This window comes from Saliphagus sp. GCM10025334, assembly GCF_042663485.1.
Classification (GTDB): Archaea; Halobacteriota; Halobacteria; order Halobacteriales; family Natrialbaceae; genus Natronosalvus.
Window position 1 is genome coordinate 520,690 of record NZ_JBHTAF010000002.1, and the last position, 13,574, is coordinate 534,263.

Annotated in this window: 24 protein-coding genes; 12 read left to right on the plus strand and 12 right to left on the minus strand. The window is 57.9% G+C overall.

What is annotated here, in order from left to right; translation table 11 throughout:
* Nucleotides 1–5: 5 nt before the first annotated feature.
* Entirely contained in the window at nt 6–440 is a 435-nt protein-coding gene (locus ACFQO4_RS10880; RefSeq protein ID WP_312907068.1) for a DUF8023 family protein, read from the minus strand.
* 121 nt (nt 441–561) lie between these two features.
* Between ACFQO4_RS10880 and ACFQO4_RS10885 the strand changes: the two genes are divergently transcribed.
* Together ACFQO4_RS10885 and ACFQO4_RS10890 are read left to right on the plus strand one after the other, a co-directional pair.
* Complete coding sequence (locus tag ACFQO4_RS10885; protein WP_500260934.1) at nt 562–753, plus strand: DUF8053 family protein; 192 nt, start codon at nt 562–564, stop codon at nt 751–753.
* A gap of 73 nt (nt 754–826) precedes the next feature.
* Nucleotides 827–1,330 (plus strand): hypothetical protein, encoded by a 504-nt coding sequence (locus ACFQO4_RS10890; RefSeq protein ID WP_500260935.1) that lies wholly within the window; start codon nt 827–829, stop codon nt 1,328–1,330.
* Between the two features lie 21 nt (nt 1,331–1,351).
* On the opposite strand, the gene ACFQO4_RS10895 is transcribed toward ACFQO4_RS10890, so the two are convergent.
* A complete protein-coding gene (locus ACFQO4_RS10895; RefSeq protein WP_500260936.1) occupies nt 1,352–1,939 on the minus strand; it encodes a tyrosine-type recombinase/integrase in 588 nt (195 codons plus the stop codon).
* A gap of 136 nt (nt 1,940–2,075) precedes the next feature.
* Nucleotides 2,076–2,528 (minus strand): type IV pilin domain-containing protein, encoded by a 453-nt coding sequence (locus ACFQO4_RS10900; RefSeq protein WP_500260937.1) that lies wholly within the window; start codon nt 2,526–2,528, stop codon nt 2,076–2,078.
* A gap of 346 nt (nt 2,529–2,874) precedes the next feature.
* Here ACFQO4_RS10900 and ACFQO4_RS10905 point away from each other — a divergent pair, with 346 nt between their 5' ends.
* Complete coding sequence (locus tag ACFQO4_RS10905) at nt 2,875–3,657, plus strand: hypothetical protein (RefSeq protein WP_500260938.1); 783 nt, start codon at nt 2,875–2,877, stop codon at nt 3,655–3,657.
* A 3-nt stretch (nt 3,658–3,660) separates the two neighbouring features.
* Here ACFQO4_RS10905 and ACFQO4_RS10910 read toward each other — a convergent pair whose 3' ends face one another.
* Nucleotides 3,661–3,915 (minus strand): winged helix-turn-helix domain-containing protein, encoded by a 255-nt coding sequence (locus ACFQO4_RS10910; protein ID WP_500260939.1) that lies wholly within the window; start codon nt 3,913–3,915, stop codon nt 3,661–3,663.
* 624 nt (nt 3,916–4,539) lie between these two features.
* Between ACFQO4_RS10910 and ACFQO4_RS10915 the strand changes: the two genes are divergently transcribed.
* From ACFQO4_RS10915 to ACFQO4_RS10945, 7 genes are all read left to right on the plus strand, one after another.
* Nucleotides 4,540–4,920, plus strand: a complete 381-nt coding sequence (locus ACFQO4_RS10915) for a hypothetical protein (protein WP_500260940.1) — start codon at nt 4,540–4,542, stop codon at nt 4,918–4,920.
* Nucleotides 4,917–5,207, plus strand: a complete 291-nt coding sequence (locus ACFQO4_RS10920; protein WP_500260941.1) for a hypothetical protein — start codon at nt 4,917–4,919, stop codon at nt 5,205–5,207. The genes ACFQO4_RS10915 and ACFQO4_RS10920 overlap by 4 nt, the downstream gene beginning before the upstream one ends.
* Complete coding sequence (locus ACFQO4_RS10925; protein ID WP_500260942.1) at nt 5,200–5,502, plus strand: hypothetical protein; 303 nt, start codon at nt 5,200–5,202, stop codon at nt 5,500–5,502. Before ACFQO4_RS10920 ends, ACFQO4_RS10925 begins: the two co-directional genes overlap by 8 nt.
* Complete coding sequence (locus tag ACFQO4_RS10930; RefSeq protein ID WP_500260943.1) at nt 5,499–5,738, plus strand: hypothetical protein; 240 nt, start codon at nt 5,499–5,501, stop codon at nt 5,736–5,738. The genes ACFQO4_RS10925 and ACFQO4_RS10930 overlap by 4 nt, the downstream gene beginning before the upstream one ends.
* A gap of 38 nt (nt 5,739–5,776) precedes the next feature.
* On the plus strand, nt 5,777–6,769 hold the full coding sequence (locus tag ACFQO4_RS10935; RefSeq protein ID WP_500261176.1) for a tyrosine-type recombinase/integrase: 993 nt from the start codon (nt 5,777–5,779) through the stop codon (nt 6,767–6,769).
* 204 nt (nt 6,770–6,973) lie between these two features.
* Nucleotides 6,974–7,150, plus strand: coding sequence for a DUF8053 family protein (locus ACFQO4_RS10940; protein WP_500261177.1), 177 nt, complete (start codon nt 6,974–6,976; stop codon nt 7,148–7,150).
* 235 nt (nt 7,151–7,385) lie between these two features.
* Nucleotides 7,386–7,727 carry a hypothetical protein gene (locus ACFQO4_RS10945; RefSeq protein ID WP_500260944.1) on the plus strand — a complete coding sequence of 114 codons (342 nt, stop codon included), beginning with the start codon at nt 7,386–7,388 and terminating at the stop codon, nt 7,725–7,727.
* A gap of 164 nt (nt 7,728–7,891) precedes the next feature.
* On the opposite strand, the gene ACFQO4_RS10950 is transcribed toward ACFQO4_RS10945, so the two are convergent.
* The 5 genes from ACFQO4_RS10950 to ACFQO4_RS10970 all read right to left on the minus strand — a co-directional run bounded on the left by ACFQO4_RS10950 (nt 7,892) and on the right by ACFQO4_RS10970 (nt 11,299).
* Nucleotides 7,892–8,371: a tyrosine-type recombinase/integrase gene (locus ACFQO4_RS10950; protein WP_500260945.1), complete on the minus strand. Its 480-nt coding sequence runs from the start codon at nt 8,369–8,371 to the stop codon at nt 7,892–7,894.
* A gap of 214 nt (nt 8,372–8,585) precedes the next feature.
* A complete protein-coding gene (locus ACFQO4_RS10955; RefSeq protein ID WP_500260946.1) occupies nt 8,586–9,068 on the minus strand; it encodes a type IV pilin domain-containing protein in 483 nt (160 codons plus the stop codon).
* A gap of 8 nt (nt 9,069–9,076) precedes the next feature.
* Entirely contained in the window at nt 9,077–9,496 is a 420-nt protein-coding gene (locus ACFQO4_RS10960) for a type IV pilin domain-containing protein (RefSeq protein ID WP_500260947.1), read from the minus strand.
* Between the two features lie 244 nt (nt 9,497–9,740).
* On the minus strand, nt 9,741–9,965 hold the full coding sequence (locus ACFQO4_RS10965) for a hypothetical protein (RefSeq protein WP_500260948.1): 225 nt from the start codon (nt 9,963–9,965) through the stop codon (nt 9,741–9,743).
* Between the two features lie 80 nt (nt 9,966–10,045).
* Entirely contained in the window at nt 10,046–11,299 is a 1,254-nt protein-coding gene (locus ACFQO4_RS10970) for a sulfatase (RefSeq protein WP_500260949.1), read from the minus strand.
* A 110-nt stretch (nt 11,300–11,409) separates the two neighbouring features.
* On the opposite strand from ACFQO4_RS10970, the gene ACFQO4_RS10975 reads away from it, so the two are divergent.
* Both ACFQO4_RS10975 and ACFQO4_RS10980 read left to right on the plus strand, forming a co-directional pair.
* Nucleotides 11,410–11,655: a hypothetical protein gene (locus ACFQO4_RS10975; RefSeq protein ID WP_500260950.1), complete on the plus strand. Its 246-nt coding sequence runs from the start codon at nt 11,410–11,412 to the stop codon at nt 11,653–11,655.
* Between the two features lie 168 nt (nt 11,656–11,823).
* Nucleotides 11,824–12,285: a DUF411 domain-containing protein gene (locus ACFQO4_RS10980; protein ID WP_500260951.1), complete on the plus strand. Its 462-nt coding sequence runs from the start codon at nt 11,824–11,826 to the stop codon at nt 12,283–12,285.
* Between the two features lie 210 nt (nt 12,286–12,495).
* On the opposite strand, the gene ACFQO4_RS10985 is transcribed toward ACFQO4_RS10980, so the two are convergent.
* The 3 genes from ACFQO4_RS10985 to ACFQO4_RS10995 all read right to left on the minus strand — a co-directional run bounded on the left by ACFQO4_RS10985 (nt 12,496) and on the right by ACFQO4_RS10995 (nt 13,293).
* Nucleotides 12,496–12,651, minus strand: coding sequence for a hypothetical protein (locus tag ACFQO4_RS10985; protein ID WP_500260952.1), 156 nt, complete (start codon nt 12,649–12,651; stop codon nt 12,496–12,498).
* Between the two features lie 258 nt (nt 12,652–12,909).
* Entirely contained in the window at nt 12,910–13,155 is a 246-nt protein-coding gene (locus ACFQO4_RS10990; RefSeq protein ID WP_253430948.1) for a hypothetical protein, read from the minus strand.
* A 6-nt stretch (nt 13,156–13,161) separates the two neighbouring features.
* Nucleotides 13,162–13,293, minus strand: coding sequence for a hypothetical protein (locus ACFQO4_RS10995; RefSeq protein ID WP_500260953.1), 132 nt, complete (start codon nt 13,291–13,293; stop codon nt 13,162–13,164).
* Between the last annotated feature and the right edge of the window lie 281 nt (nt 13,294–13,574).

Sequence of the window (13,574 nt, forward strand, 5' to 3'; positions counted from 1 at the left end):
CGAGGTTACTTGTAGGCGATCAGGTAGAACGCCGCGGCGTTCAGCAGGACGATGAACCAGCCGAGATACCACATCGAGTCGACGGCGTACGAAACAGCGGGTACGAGCGCCGACAGGATGTTGAGGATGAACGCCAACAGGAGCGTCACCGTCTCGATGTCAGTGTAGTCCTCGAGTGTGGTCTGGCCGTTCGTGACCCAGGCGGTCAGGAGCGTCAGCATCGAGACGATGAACGCGTAGGTGATCTCGGTGCCGTGGGCGGCGTAGAGCGCCGCGTCCATCCCGACGTTGAACGGCGCGTTCAACGCGATCGAGACCACGCCGACCATCGAGACCGACGCGAGCACGAACAGCGGCGCGAGCACACTGTCGATCAGATCGATTCCGTCCTCCCGGCGAACCGCGCCGGGAACCATGTTCTGCGGTAGGCTAAGTGCCATACCTCCGTAGCGGCGCCCCAACGGGTCGAAAAACTCCGTATTTCATAGGCGACGCCTCGGGTACTCATTGGCGAAACAGACTGTCAGCAACCTTTATACCAAGGCGGGTTGCCCGCCGGATATGGCACTGAACAAATTACGCCAGCTCGATCAGAACTCTGCCGGTGTTACGCTCCCGAAAGACGACCTCCGCCTCGAGGGAATTCTCGACGAAAACGGTGAAGTCGAGGGCGAACACCACGCGCATATTCGCCACGTCGACGAAGGGAAATGGACCGTCGAATTGGTCGAAATTACTTTTAGCGAAAAATAACGGTGTTATATTTTCAGCATCAATTATGTTTCCTGACCGTAATATATTAGATGATTAGGTCAAATTTCCTACTATGCGTCGCAGACAACTCCTTGTGAACGCAGGATCGGTAGCGCTCGGTAGTACAATAGCCGCTTCGGGCTTGGCCGCTGCAGAGTCCGGTCGACGACTTCCACCGAATGATAACGTCCCGAGCGCATCCATCCATCCGTTTCCGACTCCAGAGCCCCAGGAGGTGTCGACCGGTGATTGGATCACCCATCGAATTGGATGGATTTCACCGACTAAAGCGGAACTCGAGGACTTCCTCGGGAAATATGAGATTCGAGCGTGGATCGATGGAGAACCCATAGACGATTTCGACTCATATCGAGGAGATATCAACGAGGATGAGGACGGGTGGACGACGTACTGGCGCTACACGACACCGCCAAAACCACCCGGAGTATACGAATTTGAGGTGGAGCTCGAATTCAACGAGGATTTGGATAACGGGAAGAACGAAGCTGGCGACGTTATCACGGTCGCCGGTACGTACGAAGTTACACCTAATGGCGGGCGCGGTAAAGGACGATAACAGAGTCCAATCAAACCCCGATCAAAGCCAGTTGACTTTTTTACGTTCTCGCTGCTGAGCCTCAGGCGAATACGTTCCGCGATAGTGCTCGAGGAATGTCTCGAGATCGTTCCACCCGCCCCAGTCGATCACCAGGAGCGGATCGACGTCGGCTGCGGCGAGCGCGGTCGCCCACGTCCGGCGGAGATCGTGCATCCCGAGATACAACCAGCCGTCGTCTCCGGTCACCTGGTGGAGCTCGCGAGCGGTCCCGCTGAGCCAGCGCCGAAGTGAGCGCGTCGTCGATATCTCGAGTAACGGTTTCTCGCTCGAGGCGTCTCTTACGTCGGCCACGGTTCGGATAGTTGTCGCCAAATCGCGCGGTACGGGCGTCTCACGGAACTTGTCGCCTTTGCCGTGCCAAACGCGGAGAACCGTTCCGGCGTCGGTGTCGACGACGTCCTCGGGCGAGACGTCGAGAATTTCGTGCGATCGGAGCCCACAGCGCGCGCCCAACGAATAGGCGAGTCGCTGCTGGGTATCGGTGGCGGCCTCGAGGAGCTGTGCAACTTCGGTCTGGCTGAGCCAGACCTTCATGTCGTCGCGGTTGCGATGTTGCTGGAGATTCATGTCCGGGTTGCGAGTAAGGCGGACGGCAACCCGGGGTATAGTGAGTGTTTTGGTGCGATGGGCGGCCCGATCGGGCCGGTTTACGTCCGAGATTCAGTCGTTATCGGACGAGAAAGAGAGATAAAATTACTATCGCTTAGCTGGAGGTCTCAAAGCTAGTCAATTCGTTTGAGGTACTATCTGTCTCCCAGACAATACGTACTTCGTCACCAGCATTGTAGTCAGGCCCTTCAGTCAGGTCTAAGGTATCTCCACCAGCAACCCTATCGCCAGACGCCCAACCAGACACGTCGGTCCGGACACCATTTGCCACGATAACCAAATTGCCCTCATCAATCTTGTCTCCACCACTGTGAGTCAGAGTAAGTGATTTTGATGAATCATTACTGGTGTGAGTTTCCTCTTCCCAATCGTAAGTCGCTGTTGGCGCTGAATTCCCCACGCTGCTGCCCATATCCAACACAAACGCTGCAATCACTGCAGCGAGAATAACCGTAATCGCAACCATGAGTATAACTCCGATGACAGGAGAGACAGCCCTCTCCGATTCGTTTCCGATCAGCTTGCTTCTGTATTGCTTCAGGTCCATGATTATCGTTGTTCTATTACGCGCACCAGATGTGAACGGTCAGAAACTTTATTGACTGACCCGGTGTCGAGTCAGTTGGCGGATGGGGTTGGGGGTACTTACCTTCCCACACCGTCAGTTCTTCGCGTCGCACCTGTGCTGATAGTCTCACTTAACGGCTGTATAATAAACCCTGTGGCTAGGTCTGAATAAACGACAATCACGAAATCTTAGACGGTTTCAGATGTGATAATCAGCGACTCGTGGAAGGCCTACAACACCCCCTTGAAACGTTCATGTCTGGCGTTTTTCCGCTGTGCTGTCGAAACCCGAATCCTATTACACAAGACAGTCCATCACTCGATCAATGACCGACAGCGTGTTCGTGACCGAGGAGGATCTGGCGCGAACCTTCGACGGTGGGGCCTACGAGGACGCCTTTGAGATCGTCGAGCAGTACCGAAAAGCGACGCGTTACACCTCGAAACACGACGTCAAATCGGGCGCGACCGCCTCGGCGCTGGATCTTCCGCGCTCACGCTTGCGGACGTGGATCGACGAGGGCGGTGCACCCGACGCAGTGAATTGTATCGAGGCCGCGCGCCGACACGGTTGGCTCAATCTCGAGTACGGCGACTCGAAATTCGACGCACTGAATGCACTCGTCGCGAACGTCTTCTCGGGCGGGTCGATCGCCCGCGAGAACTACACCCCGACGTTTGCCCTGAATCGACACGGCGACGAGAGCCACGTGATCGACGCGCTCGGTCTCGCCGGCGTCGACTACGATCTCCTCGAGCGCACCGGTCGCGCGGACGAAGCTCGACCGACGACCGACGGACGTGTTCTGGGGCGAGTTCTCGCCAGCCTCGGCGCTCCCGTGGGGTCGAAAGCCGACAACGAACTCGAGTTGCCTGCGTACCTTGAGGATGCACCCGACGACGTCCGTCGACTGTTCGTCGTCTGCTACCTCGAAAATCGCGCCCATGCCCATCGCTCCATCCTCAAATTCAGGGAGGAACGCTCGAGGGCGTACCTCGAGGACCTGGCGGCCTTGATCGAAGACGTCGCCGCGGGACCGGTCACCGTCTCGGAAAAGAACGTCAATATCTCGAAAGCGGCCGCTGAAAACCTCGGAAGCGTGATTTAGCGATTACTCGAGGTCGTCGGCCTCGAGATCGCCCTCGAGATAGGCATGGCCGAGGTCAGTGATTTCGTATAGCCCGTCGTCCACACGGTTCACAAGCCCGGATTCGAGAAGTTCAGCCAGTCTGGTGCTCAGATAATGGCGTGAATAATCTGTATTCACTGAGAGGATTTTTGGAGAGAGAACTAATCCGCTATCGTCGAGAGTCTCGAGGATTCGGTCATCAGCCTGGGTCATCCATGAGACCCTCGGTCTTCGCATACTGATACGTCCCATACCCGCATTTTATCAATACTGGTTGGATTTCTGTGCAGCATCATTTGGTACTCCACAGATTAACGTACGTTAGGTTAAATATAAGTGGTTGGGATGTTTCGGTTGTGAGCAACGGACGCCAGACGAACCCGCCGCTGGCCGGTCGGGATCCTGAAAAGCTGCGAACCCGGTGTTTGGGCCACCGGTTCGCTGGCCTCCGTAACCAGGCTACGGAAGCATGCAAAGACGCAACCCGCGGGAAATTAAGTCTCCCGCTCGAACGGTGACGTATCGACAGCGACGAGTTTCACTTTCACTTTCACTATGGGCATTTGGCCGACCGCTTTTATACCCCGGTTCATCTGTCCGGGTGATGGCTTCGAGTAAGCAGGAGATCCGCTTAGCGGATCGCACAGATCGATGGCGGTACGTGTGCCCACGCGGGCACCGATCATGGGAGCCGACGAATTTCCACTTCTGGTGCCAGCAGTGCGCGAGTAACTGGGCCGACGTCGATCCCGAGTTTGACGAGTTGCACGATCGCAAGACCGGCGAAATGGTCGCCCGGTCTGAACTCATCCTTTCACCGGAAGGGATCAATGAACCGCCCGAAAACGGAGGTGGACACGCGTGAACGACGATTTCGAGATGTCTAAGGGCGAAACTGGTCGGTCGTTCATCAGCCGTCTCGCCGATGAAGTCACCGACTGGATGATCGAAGATCCGTCACGGGAAGACATCTGTGACGAGGTTTGGGCGTTTGCGCTGGCGACGTTCGTCGACGGAACCGCGATCACCCCACGCGGATTTGACGAATCCGAGCGGTACACGCAGGCGAGTACTGTAAGACCGCCGTTCGTCGACGCGACCGTCGAGTACGCAGAGTGTCATTTCTGCGGTCAGACGTGGGAACCCGAAGCTGTGGACGGATTCGACCTGTCGACGGAAGACGAATACTACCCGAAAATGGTTCCAGTTTGCCCGGAACACGCGTGGGGAGGTTGCAGATGAGCGACGATCGCGCCCTCGAGCGCCAAGCCGACGCGCTCGAAGCGATCGCCACCGAACTCAGGTATCAGAACGCCGTACTCGTGGAGGTCGTCTCGAGTATGGACGACCTGGCCGCTCGAGTCGATCGGCACCACTGCCCGGACGGGCCGCCCCGTGATCGGTCGGGGAAGGCCCTCCAGACGTGGATTCAAGATCGCCTTTTCGAGCGCGACGAACTCGAGGACGTCGACCGCGACTACAGCGCCACCTGGGGAAATCCCGAGAACTGGGGTGAAAACGATGACTGAACCGAACGACGTGCTCATTCAGACGACTCGAGCCGCCCTCGAGCACAAGATGAAAGGCGAGGTGAAGCCGGGTCACCTGCCGTTCTGGCGGGTGAACGGGACGCCCCGCCGCACTGATGAAGGCGCGTCGATCCTCTTCAGCGACGGTCAGCGCGTGATCGCCCGCGGGCTCGTTGCGAAGCTCGAGGAGGGACGAATCTGGTTCACCCCGCTCGAGGCCGTCGACGAGGTGTTGCCAGCCGAGCCACCGACGCGCGGGTTCAAGTACGTCGACCCATCGGGGGTACCGGCGTGATCTACGAGCAACGGCACTGGACTCGAGTCCAGCAGGTCGCCCGAAAGGCGCTCTGTGAACTCGCCACCGGAAACGCAGAGACGGTCACCGACGCCGTCGACGCCGTGGGCGATGGGCTTGGGCCAGCACGCCGAGCCGATTCGGTCTGGTTGGTCGAGATGATCGACGATCGACTCGACGACCAGGATCGAACGGAGCTCCTCGAGGCCGTCCGATCGGAGGTCGGTTCAGCGTGAGCGGCCTTGAACCAATCACACCCGAGCGAGCCGTCGAGATGTACGTCGAAGGGCGTCGAGACGAACTCAGCGCGCAAACGCTCCCCTCACATGTCTACCGACTCGAGGCGTTCACACAGTGGTGTGCCGAGGAGAGCATCGAGAACCTGAACGAACTGACCGGCCGTGATCTGTACGCCTATCGAGTCTGGCGACGCGAAGGACAGGGCGAAGGCCGCGAGGAGGTGACGACGATCACCCTTCGAGGCCAGCTCGCCACGTTACGCGCGTTCCTTCGATTCTGTGCCGACATCGACGGCGTTCCGGAGGATTTGTTCACGAAGGTTCCGCTCCCGACCGTCTCCGCCAGTGAGGGCGTCAGCGATACGACGCTCGAGCCGGACCGAGCGACCGAGATTCTGGACTACCTGTCTCGCCACCACTACGCCTCGAGAAAGCACGTCACGGTGCTGTTGCTGTGGCACACGGGCGCTCGAGCGGGCGGTGTTCGAGCACTCGACGTGTCGGACTGTGATCTCGATACCGACCGGCCTGGCCTCCAGTTCGTTCACCGGCCCGAGTCGGACACACCACTGAAGAAAGGCGAGAAGGGTGAACGGTGGAACTCGATTAGCGGTCACGTCGCGGGCGTGCTCGAGGATTACATCGACGGACCTCGCGAGCGCGTTACCGATGAGTATGGCAGAGCGCCGCTGCTCTCGACTCGAGCGGGCCGAGCGAGTGTCTCGACGATTCGAGATACGCTGTACGGCGTCACCCGACCGTGCTGGCGCGGGGCTTCGTGCCCGCACGATCGTGACCCCGAGGACTGTGACGCCACCTACTACGCGAAGGCTAGCACCTGCCCGTCGTCGCGATCTCCGCACGACGTCCGAAGCGGCCGGGTGACCGCGTATCGACGCGCCGATGTCCCCCGTCGTGTCGTCGGTGATCGACTCGACGCGAGCGACGACATCCTCGACCGGCACTACGACCGACGAAACAACCGCGAGAAGGCCGAACAGCGCCGCGACTACCTCCCAGATTTGTAACCATGATCCACGATTTCACGAACGTAGAAGCAACGCCGAAGTGCAGTCCCGTCAGGGCCCATCGATTCTGCGACGAACGGAGGTGAGGAGCGAATCGATCACGCACTGACGATTCGAATCAGGGAGCAGCTTCGCTGCGACCGAGGTTCGAATCCGTCAGGGCCCATGGAGCGAGCCGAGCAGTTCTCGAGGTTCGTAGAGTGGATCGCTGGCGATTCGAATCAGGGAGCCGGTGTTACGCTCCCAAAAGACGACCTCCGCCTCGAGGGAATTCTCGACGAAAACGGTGAAGTCGAAGGCGAACACTACGCGCATATTCGCCACGTCAACGAAGGGAAATGGACCGTGGAATTAGTCGAAATGAGTTTTGGTGAGAAGTAGCTGAGGTTTATTTTTCATCTGAAGTGAATTTCATGACCGGAATGCATTAGAACTTCAGGTCAGATATCAAACTATGCGTCGCAGACAACTTCTGACGAACGCAGGAGGGGTGGCGATCGGTATGACCACAGTCGCTACGGGCCTGAGTGCCGCCAAATCGGGTCGACGACTTCCGCCTAACGAGAATACACCGAGCGCTTCCATTCACCCGTTCCCAGGACCAGGAACGCAACAGGTGTCGACGGGAGAATGGATTACGCACCGGATAGGATGGATCGATTCGACCAAAGCGGAGGTCGAGGAATACCTCGAGAAATCCGAAACCCAGGCCTGGATCGATGGCGAACTCATCGATTATTTCGATTCGTATCGAGGGGAGATCAATGAAGAGGAAGACGGCTGGACTGTCTACTGGCGCTACACAACACCACCAAAATCACCCGGGACGTACGAATTCACAGTTCAGATCGAATTTACTGGGGACCTGAGCAACGGGAAGAACGATGCTGGCGATGTCATTACGACCACCGGGACGTACGAAGTCACGCCTAGCGGCGGTCGCAGTAAAGGGAGATAGCTGAAACCTGAGCGAAGGGGAGCACAATCGATTGCTCTCGTTCAATTCAAAGTATTCCTATAGCCAGTCGACTTTCTTACGTTCTCGCTGTTGGGCTTCCGGGCTGTAGGTGCCCCGGTAGTGCTCGAGGAACGTCTCGAGATCGTTCTACCCGCCCCAGTCGATCACCAGGAGCGGATCGACGTCGGCAGCGGCGAGCGCGGTCGCCCACGTCCGACGGGGTCATGCATCCCGAGATACAACCAGCCGTCGTCGCCGGTCACCTGGTGGAGCTCGCGAGCGGTCCCGCTAAGCCAGCGCCGAAGTGAGCGCGTCGTCGAGATCTCGAGCAACAGCGTTTCGTTCGAGGCGACGCGAACGTCGGCCACGGTTCGGATGGTCGTCGCGAGGTCCCGTGGAACGGGCGTCTCGCGGAATTTGTCACCCTTGCCGTGCCAGACGCGGAGCATCGTCCCGGCGTCGGTGTCGACGACGTCCTCGGGCGAGACATCGAGAATTTCGTGTGATCGGAGCCCGCAGCGTGCACCCAAGGAATAGGCGAATCGCTGTTGGGTGTCGGTGGCAGTCTCAAGGAGCTGTGCCACTTCGGCCTGGCTGAGCCAGACTTTCATGTCGTCGCGGTTGCGATGCTGTTGAAGATTCACGTCCGGGTTGCGAGTATGGCGGACGGCAACCCGGTAGATAGTGAGTGTTCTGGTGGGTGACCGTCCGGATCTGGCCGATTCACGTCTAAGATCCAGCTGCTATCTGACAGTTGCATTGAGTTGCATTATAGTATCAATTGTTCTCAGACAATATCATTTGTGACTCTCTCGGTGAAGAGTAGAATAATAGAAACAGAGGAAGTGAGTAGATGGACTATGGAGAGTTGTCGACCGTAACCTCAATAGTGTACGTGTTGGATGAAACTACGTTCTCATCATCTCCAGAGACTGCTACAGCAGTTACTGCGATTTCAACTTCTTCGGAATTAGTAACATCCGTTGCGTCATCACTACCAGCCTTGATAGTGATACTATCACCAGTAGATGAGAGTGTGCCACTGCTTGGTTCTGCAGTGATAGTGCCTGACGCCGAACCGGAATCTTCGACCTCGGCTCTGATTTCGACACCATCTTCAGCGTTCCCGCTGTCGGTTAGCTGGATTCCAACATCCTCAGAAGAGGCATCCACCGATACACCAGCGTTAACATTCGCACCCTGGCTTTGACCAAGATCAAGAACGAACGCCGCAATAACGGCAGCAAGAATTACTGTGATTGCGACCATCAGTATAACCCCTATAACTGGAGATACACCACGGCTAGTTGACTCGTCTTCAGTTGGGAGTTTGCTCTTCATTTTCATGGTTATCCCTTGTGATTGCCGACGACGTTTTCATCGTCACCAGAAACGGCGACAGCAGTTGCGTCAAATGATTCGTCGAACGTTGCTCTGTCTCCGGTACTCGACAATTCACATTCTTGGTCGCTACCTGAAGCGGTCCAGCTTCCACCGGAACAAGTGTTAACGTCGCCGGCACTTGCGCCTTCAACGGTCACTACCACTTTATCAGAGTTCCCTTTATCCGTCAACTGGATCTCTCCGTCAGAAATCGAAACACCTGCATTGGCGGTTCCACTTTGGCCTTGACCAAGGTCAAGTACGAATGCTGCAATAACAGCAGCGAGAATAACGGTAATCGCGACCATAAGTATAACACCAATGACCGGCGATACCGCCCGGCTGGACGATTCGTCTTCGGTTTGAATTTTGCTTTCCATTTGCATGTCGAATCACAGCACCGTGTGAACGATGGGAAGATTTATTGACAGGGGAATGATTCCCACAATCGACGGATGGGTTAGGGGGTATGCACCGCGTCAACCACTCCGTCAGCTTCTCACCGTTTCGTCGGATGCTGATAGTGGAACCTCAACCATCCCTAATAAACACATCGGTCAGTTCTGAATAAATGACTCTCAGTCTCGATGAATCGTTTTCAAAATTGATAATCAGCGACCCATAGAACCCTTACAGCACCCCCTTGAAGAGCCGCTGTCTGGCGATTTCAAAATGGCAGTTCCAGAAGTGAAATCCACACGATTCCGTACTGCTGTCACTCACACAATGATCGAGCCGGTGTTCGTCACCGACGAAACCCTCGCGCGCACCTTCGACGGCGGTAGCTACGCCGGCGCCTGGGACGCTGTCGAGCATCACCTCGAGGACGTCATCGCCTGGAGACAGCGTTTGCATCCCGTATTTCTGCTACTGATGAGCGATCGCCCCTCGAGTCGTCGCTGGATTCCACGGAACCACCTGATGAGCCGGTCCGCTCAGACTTTGCTGCCGATCGGCAGCTCGTCGACGCCACGGATGATTCGTTCGCGCTCTCGTTTAGCTTCCTCCCAGTCGTCGACCAGTTGGCGACCGATTGCGCGCAGTTCGTCGTTGTCCAGTTGTTCGTCTTCGTCGCCTGGCAGCGGGTGGAGGAGTTCCTCGCCGTCGTGTCGTCTGCCGAACTTCCAGTTCTTCCCGCGGATGCAGGTCGTCGGGTCTCTGTTCCGCGTGACCACCCACGGCTCCGTCAGCGCTTCGTAGTCCTCACCCGCCGCCAGCGTCGAGACGAGTTCCGGGAGGCGGCGCAAGGAGAACGGTTCCGTCACGGTGTCGTTCGGCCCGTTCCCGACGACCAGCGGGACGTGAGCGAGTTCCTCGTGGGGATACCCGCCGTGGCCGTATCGTCCGTGTTCGCCGAACAGTTCGCCGTGATCTGCGTGAACGATGAGTAACGGATCGTCGTCCATCTCCTCGAGGTCGTCCACGAGCCGCGAGAGGAACGCGTCGGTGTGTCGCACGGTGTCTTCGTACGCGTCCAGAAGCGCCGCGCGGAACCGCTCGTCGAACCAGTCCGGCCGCCCGGCGTACATCCACATGTTCGCCAGGTACGTCATCGGTCGCGACCGCGAGCGATACTCGTCACCGGGAATGTACGGGAGGTGGGGGTCTACCAGAAACGCCCACGCGAAGTACGGGTCGTCCGCACCCTCGAGCCACGTGGATATCTCGTCGTAGTAGTTCTCCCACGACATGAACATGTCCTGACCCTGCCACCAGTTGAGCGCCTGGACGAGCGCGTAGCGAACGGTGTTGTCCGGCCGCCCGCCCTCGATGAGCCCCTTCGAGAGGTCCTCGTCCATGAAATCCTCGAAGTAGTCGAACCCGGCATCGAACCCGAAGTGGCTCGAGGTCCACGGGTTCGCGGTGAATCCCGCGGTTTCGTACCCGGCAGCCGACATCCGTTCGGCGATCGTTCGCTGTGACCGGAGATGCGCCCGGATGTGCTCTCGCATCTGTGATTTGGTGATCTCGGTGCTACCCGGTCGCTCGACCGCGTGTTCGCCGGTCATGAACGTCGTCGCCGACTCGTGGGTTGCAGGCCCCGTGGCGATCGCGTTCTCGAACGCGAGACCGTCGTCTGCGAGGCGCTCCAACGTCGGCATCGCGTCCGACAGGTCGTCTGCGTAGCTACAGTAGTCGAGTCGAAGACTGTCGATCGTGACGAGTATGACGTTCCGTTGATCTCCCATTACTGTCGCTACGGTCTATGGTCTCCCCAATCAACGTTTGGTATTCTACGAAGCCGCTATGATGGCTTATACACCCGATAATAATACGCTTCGCAGTCTAACTCACGCTAATGAGTTCGGACCACGCTGCGCTAGAACGTGACGAACGTGAATCGATTACCCTTCCACCGGAACTCGTCTCGAGGATCGAATCTCGGCTCCCCAGGAGCGACTTCGACTCCGCCGACGAGTACGTCGCGTTCGTCATGCAGGAAGTGCTCACTTCCATCGAAGCCGAAACCGAGACGGACGACTACGAGGGGGCGGCCCAGGACGAAGTCGAAGCGCGACTCGAGTCGCTGGGTTACCTCGAGTAGCGATCCAGTTGCCGCTCTTTTCGGGTACCCAGTTCGCCCACTCGTTTGCGGGCGACGCAACCATCGACAATCAGGCAATTCCCGTTCGTCTGGAATTGCCGACACAGAGATGGCTCTCGAAGAGAGACGATCAGAGAACGAATGAGAGAGACGTCGAGACGTACGGCTTTGCTAGCCGGTGGGAGTGCACTCGCCGTTGCGCTGGCAGGGTGCCTGAGCGATGGAACTGGCGAGTGGGAGACGGACGAAGCGATTCCGGTGACCGCCGCGAAGATGTACAAGGGACCGAATTGCAATTGCTGTGACGTCTACGCGGAGTATCTCGACGACTCACTCACGACTGACCTGGAGACGGTCGTTCCCGACGACCTCGAGGCCGTCAAGGCTGATCACGGAATCGAACCCGACCTTCGAAGCTGTCACACCGTAGAGCTGGACGGCTACCTCGTCGAGGGTCACGTTCCAGCCGAAACCATCGCCGCGCTGTTCGAAGACGAACCCGATATCGCTGGAATCGCATTACCGGGAATGCCGTCCGGGTCGCCGGGAATGGGCGGGGAGAAAGACGGAACGTGGCCGGTGTACGAAATCCGGGTCGAAGGGGGCTCCGCAGTATATACAGAACTGTGAACGGCCGGTACTCCAGGCCCCTCGAGCGAGTGCTGTAAAACGGCGAAGTCGGCAGAGAAGTATGTGACGCGGGAGTCCAAGTTTCGACGGTGTCCGGACTGCACCAGCGCGAAAACGACGCTCGAGCAGCGACGCGATTCGGTCGGTTCTAGCGCCCAGGGCACGAACCTGGAGAGACCAGACGATGGCAGGGCCCTCGAGCGGTGCTCGTCACTCCATTATCTCGAAGTCGCGACTGCCACAGGGACACGCGTCCGTTCCGATCGGACGAATCCGTCCGCCCTCACAGACGATTGCCGCGTGAGAGGATCCACACTCGACGCAGATGGCGACCACCCTGTTCGAGTCGTCTTCCCTTCGAGCCATAGCCTATCATACGCTGCCGCGCATATTCAAACCCATTTATCAGGAATTCGAAAATCATCGGGAGAGAACGGCAGTCTCGTCAGATGCCGCGTCCCGGAGCCTGTCGGGGTGAAGGTCGCCTCGAGCCTCGAGGAAGGAGCACGCGTACCGATCGCTGCTTCGCGTCGATTGCGTTGGACGTGAGTTCGATCACCCGACCGGGGCGAGTCCGACCCTCCAACCCGTGACCCATATCGCCCGTGTACGAGAATTGTTCGACTACCTGTTTTTCGACCGACTCGACCAGTAGAGCGGGATCAGGAGGACGAGAAACACCGACCCCATCGCCGCGATCGAGATCCAGATGACGCCAATGATCTGTTCGTCGAGGTAGCCCGCGATCTCGAGCAACCAGAGGAGGCTGTAGACGGTGGTCACAATCACGATGGTGATGTAAACGCGGAGAAAGAGCCCAGCGGCGTGATAGAGAACCGTTTTCGAGGGGATGAGGGAAGTGTGCTGCATGGTGTGTTAGAAGATGGCCCCGAACTCGGCGGCGAGGATGACCGTCCCGACGAGCGCGATCCCGACGGCGATCGTCGAGAGGACGAGTATCCACCACGCGAGCGGACTGAGGTTGTCACGAAGACGAGAAAGTGCCATAGTGCCTGTTCTGGTGAGAGACGGCCGCATCCAATAATAAAATGAGCGGTTTGTTCAGCCGATGAACGTGTTCGGCGGTCAGAACCCGTGAGACTGGACGAACGGGACCCGTCGGTCCCACTCCCTGACGAATCGTCGACTGTCAGTCGCAAATGATAGTATTTTAACGTTAACCACAAGACAAAAATAAACGGGGTCGAAACGGGCGGTAGATACAGTGGAGGTGCTGACATGCGCGTGAGATCGAGACGAGCGACGGGGCGCGAGACAGTGACACGGAC

What these genes read in the sequence shown, in the direction of transcription:
- ACFQO4_RS10880 (WP_312907068.1), bottom strand. Translation starts at nt 440, where the DNA reads ATGGCACTTAGCCTACCGCAGAACATGGTTCCCGGCGCGGTTCGCCGG.
- ACFQO4_RS10885 (WP_500260934.1), top strand. Translation starts at nt 562, where the DNA reads ATGGCACTGAACAAATTACGCCAGCTCGATCAGAACTCTGCCGGTGTT.
- ACFQO4_RS10890 (WP_500260935.1), top strand. Translation starts at nt 827, where the DNA reads ATGCGTCGCAGACAACTCCTTGTGAACGCAGGATCGGTAGCGCTCGGT.
- ACFQO4_RS10895 (WP_500260936.1), bottom strand. Translation starts at nt 1,939, where the DNA reads ATGAATCTCCAGCAACATCGCAACCGCGACGACATGAAGGTCTGGCTC.
- ACFQO4_RS10900 (WP_500260937.1), bottom strand. Translation starts at nt 2,528, where the DNA reads ATGGACCTGAAGCAATACAGAAGCAAGCTGATCGGAAACGAATCGGAG.
- ACFQO4_RS10905 (WP_500260938.1), top strand. Translation starts at nt 2,875, where the DNA reads ATGACCGACAGCGTGTTCGTGACCGAGGAGGATCTGGCGCGAACCTTC.
- ACFQO4_RS10910 (WP_500260939.1), bottom strand. Translation starts at nt 3,915, where the DNA reads ATGCGAAGACCGAGGGTCTCATGGATGACCCAGGCTGATGACCGAATC.
- ACFQO4_RS10920 (WP_500260941.1), top strand. Translation starts at nt 4,917, where the DNA reads ATGAGCGACGATCGCGCCCTCGAGCGCCAAGCCGACGCGCTCGAAGCG.
- ACFQO4_RS10925 (WP_500260942.1), top strand. Translation starts at nt 5,200, where the DNA reads ATGACTGAACCGAACGACGTGCTCATTCAGACGACTCGAGCCGCCCTC.
- ACFQO4_RS10935 (WP_500261176.1), top strand. Translation starts at nt 5,777, where the DNA reads ATGTACGTCGAAGGGCGTCGAGACGAACTCAGCGCGCAAACGCTCCCC.
- ACFQO4_RS10955 (WP_500260946.1), bottom strand. Translation starts at nt 9,068, where the DNA reads ATGAAGAGCAAACTCCCAACTGAAGACGAGTCAACTAGCCGTGGTGTA.
- ACFQO4_RS10960 (WP_500260947.1), bottom strand. Translation starts at nt 9,496, where the DNA reads ATGCAAATGGAAAGCAAAATTCAAACCGAAGACGAATCGTCCAGCCGG.
- ACFQO4_RS10965 (WP_500260948.1), bottom strand. Translation starts at nt 9,965, where the DNA reads ATGCAAACGCTGTCTCCAGGCGATGACGTCCTCGAGGTGATGCTCGAC.
- ACFQO4_RS10970 (WP_500260949.1), bottom strand. Translation starts at nt 11,299, where the DNA reads ATGGGAGATCAACGGAACGTCATACTCGTCACGATCGACAGTCTTCGA.
- ACFQO4_RS10975 (WP_500260950.1), top strand. Translation starts at nt 11,410, where the DNA reads ATGAGTTCGGACCACGCTGCGCTAGAACGTGACGAACGTGAATCGATT.
- ACFQO4_RS10985 (WP_500260952.1), bottom strand. Translation starts at nt 12,651, where the DNA reads ATGGCTCGAAGGGAAGACGACTCGAACAGGGTGGTCGCCATCTGCGTC.
- ACFQO4_RS10990 (WP_253430948.1), bottom strand. Translation starts at nt 13,155, where the DNA reads ATGCAGCACACTTCCCTCATCCCCTCGAAAACGGTTCTCTATCACGCC.
- ACFQO4_RS10995 (WP_500260953.1), bottom strand. Translation starts at nt 13,293, where the DNA reads ATGGCACTTTCTCGTCTTCGTGACAACCTCAGTCCGCTCGCGTGGTGG.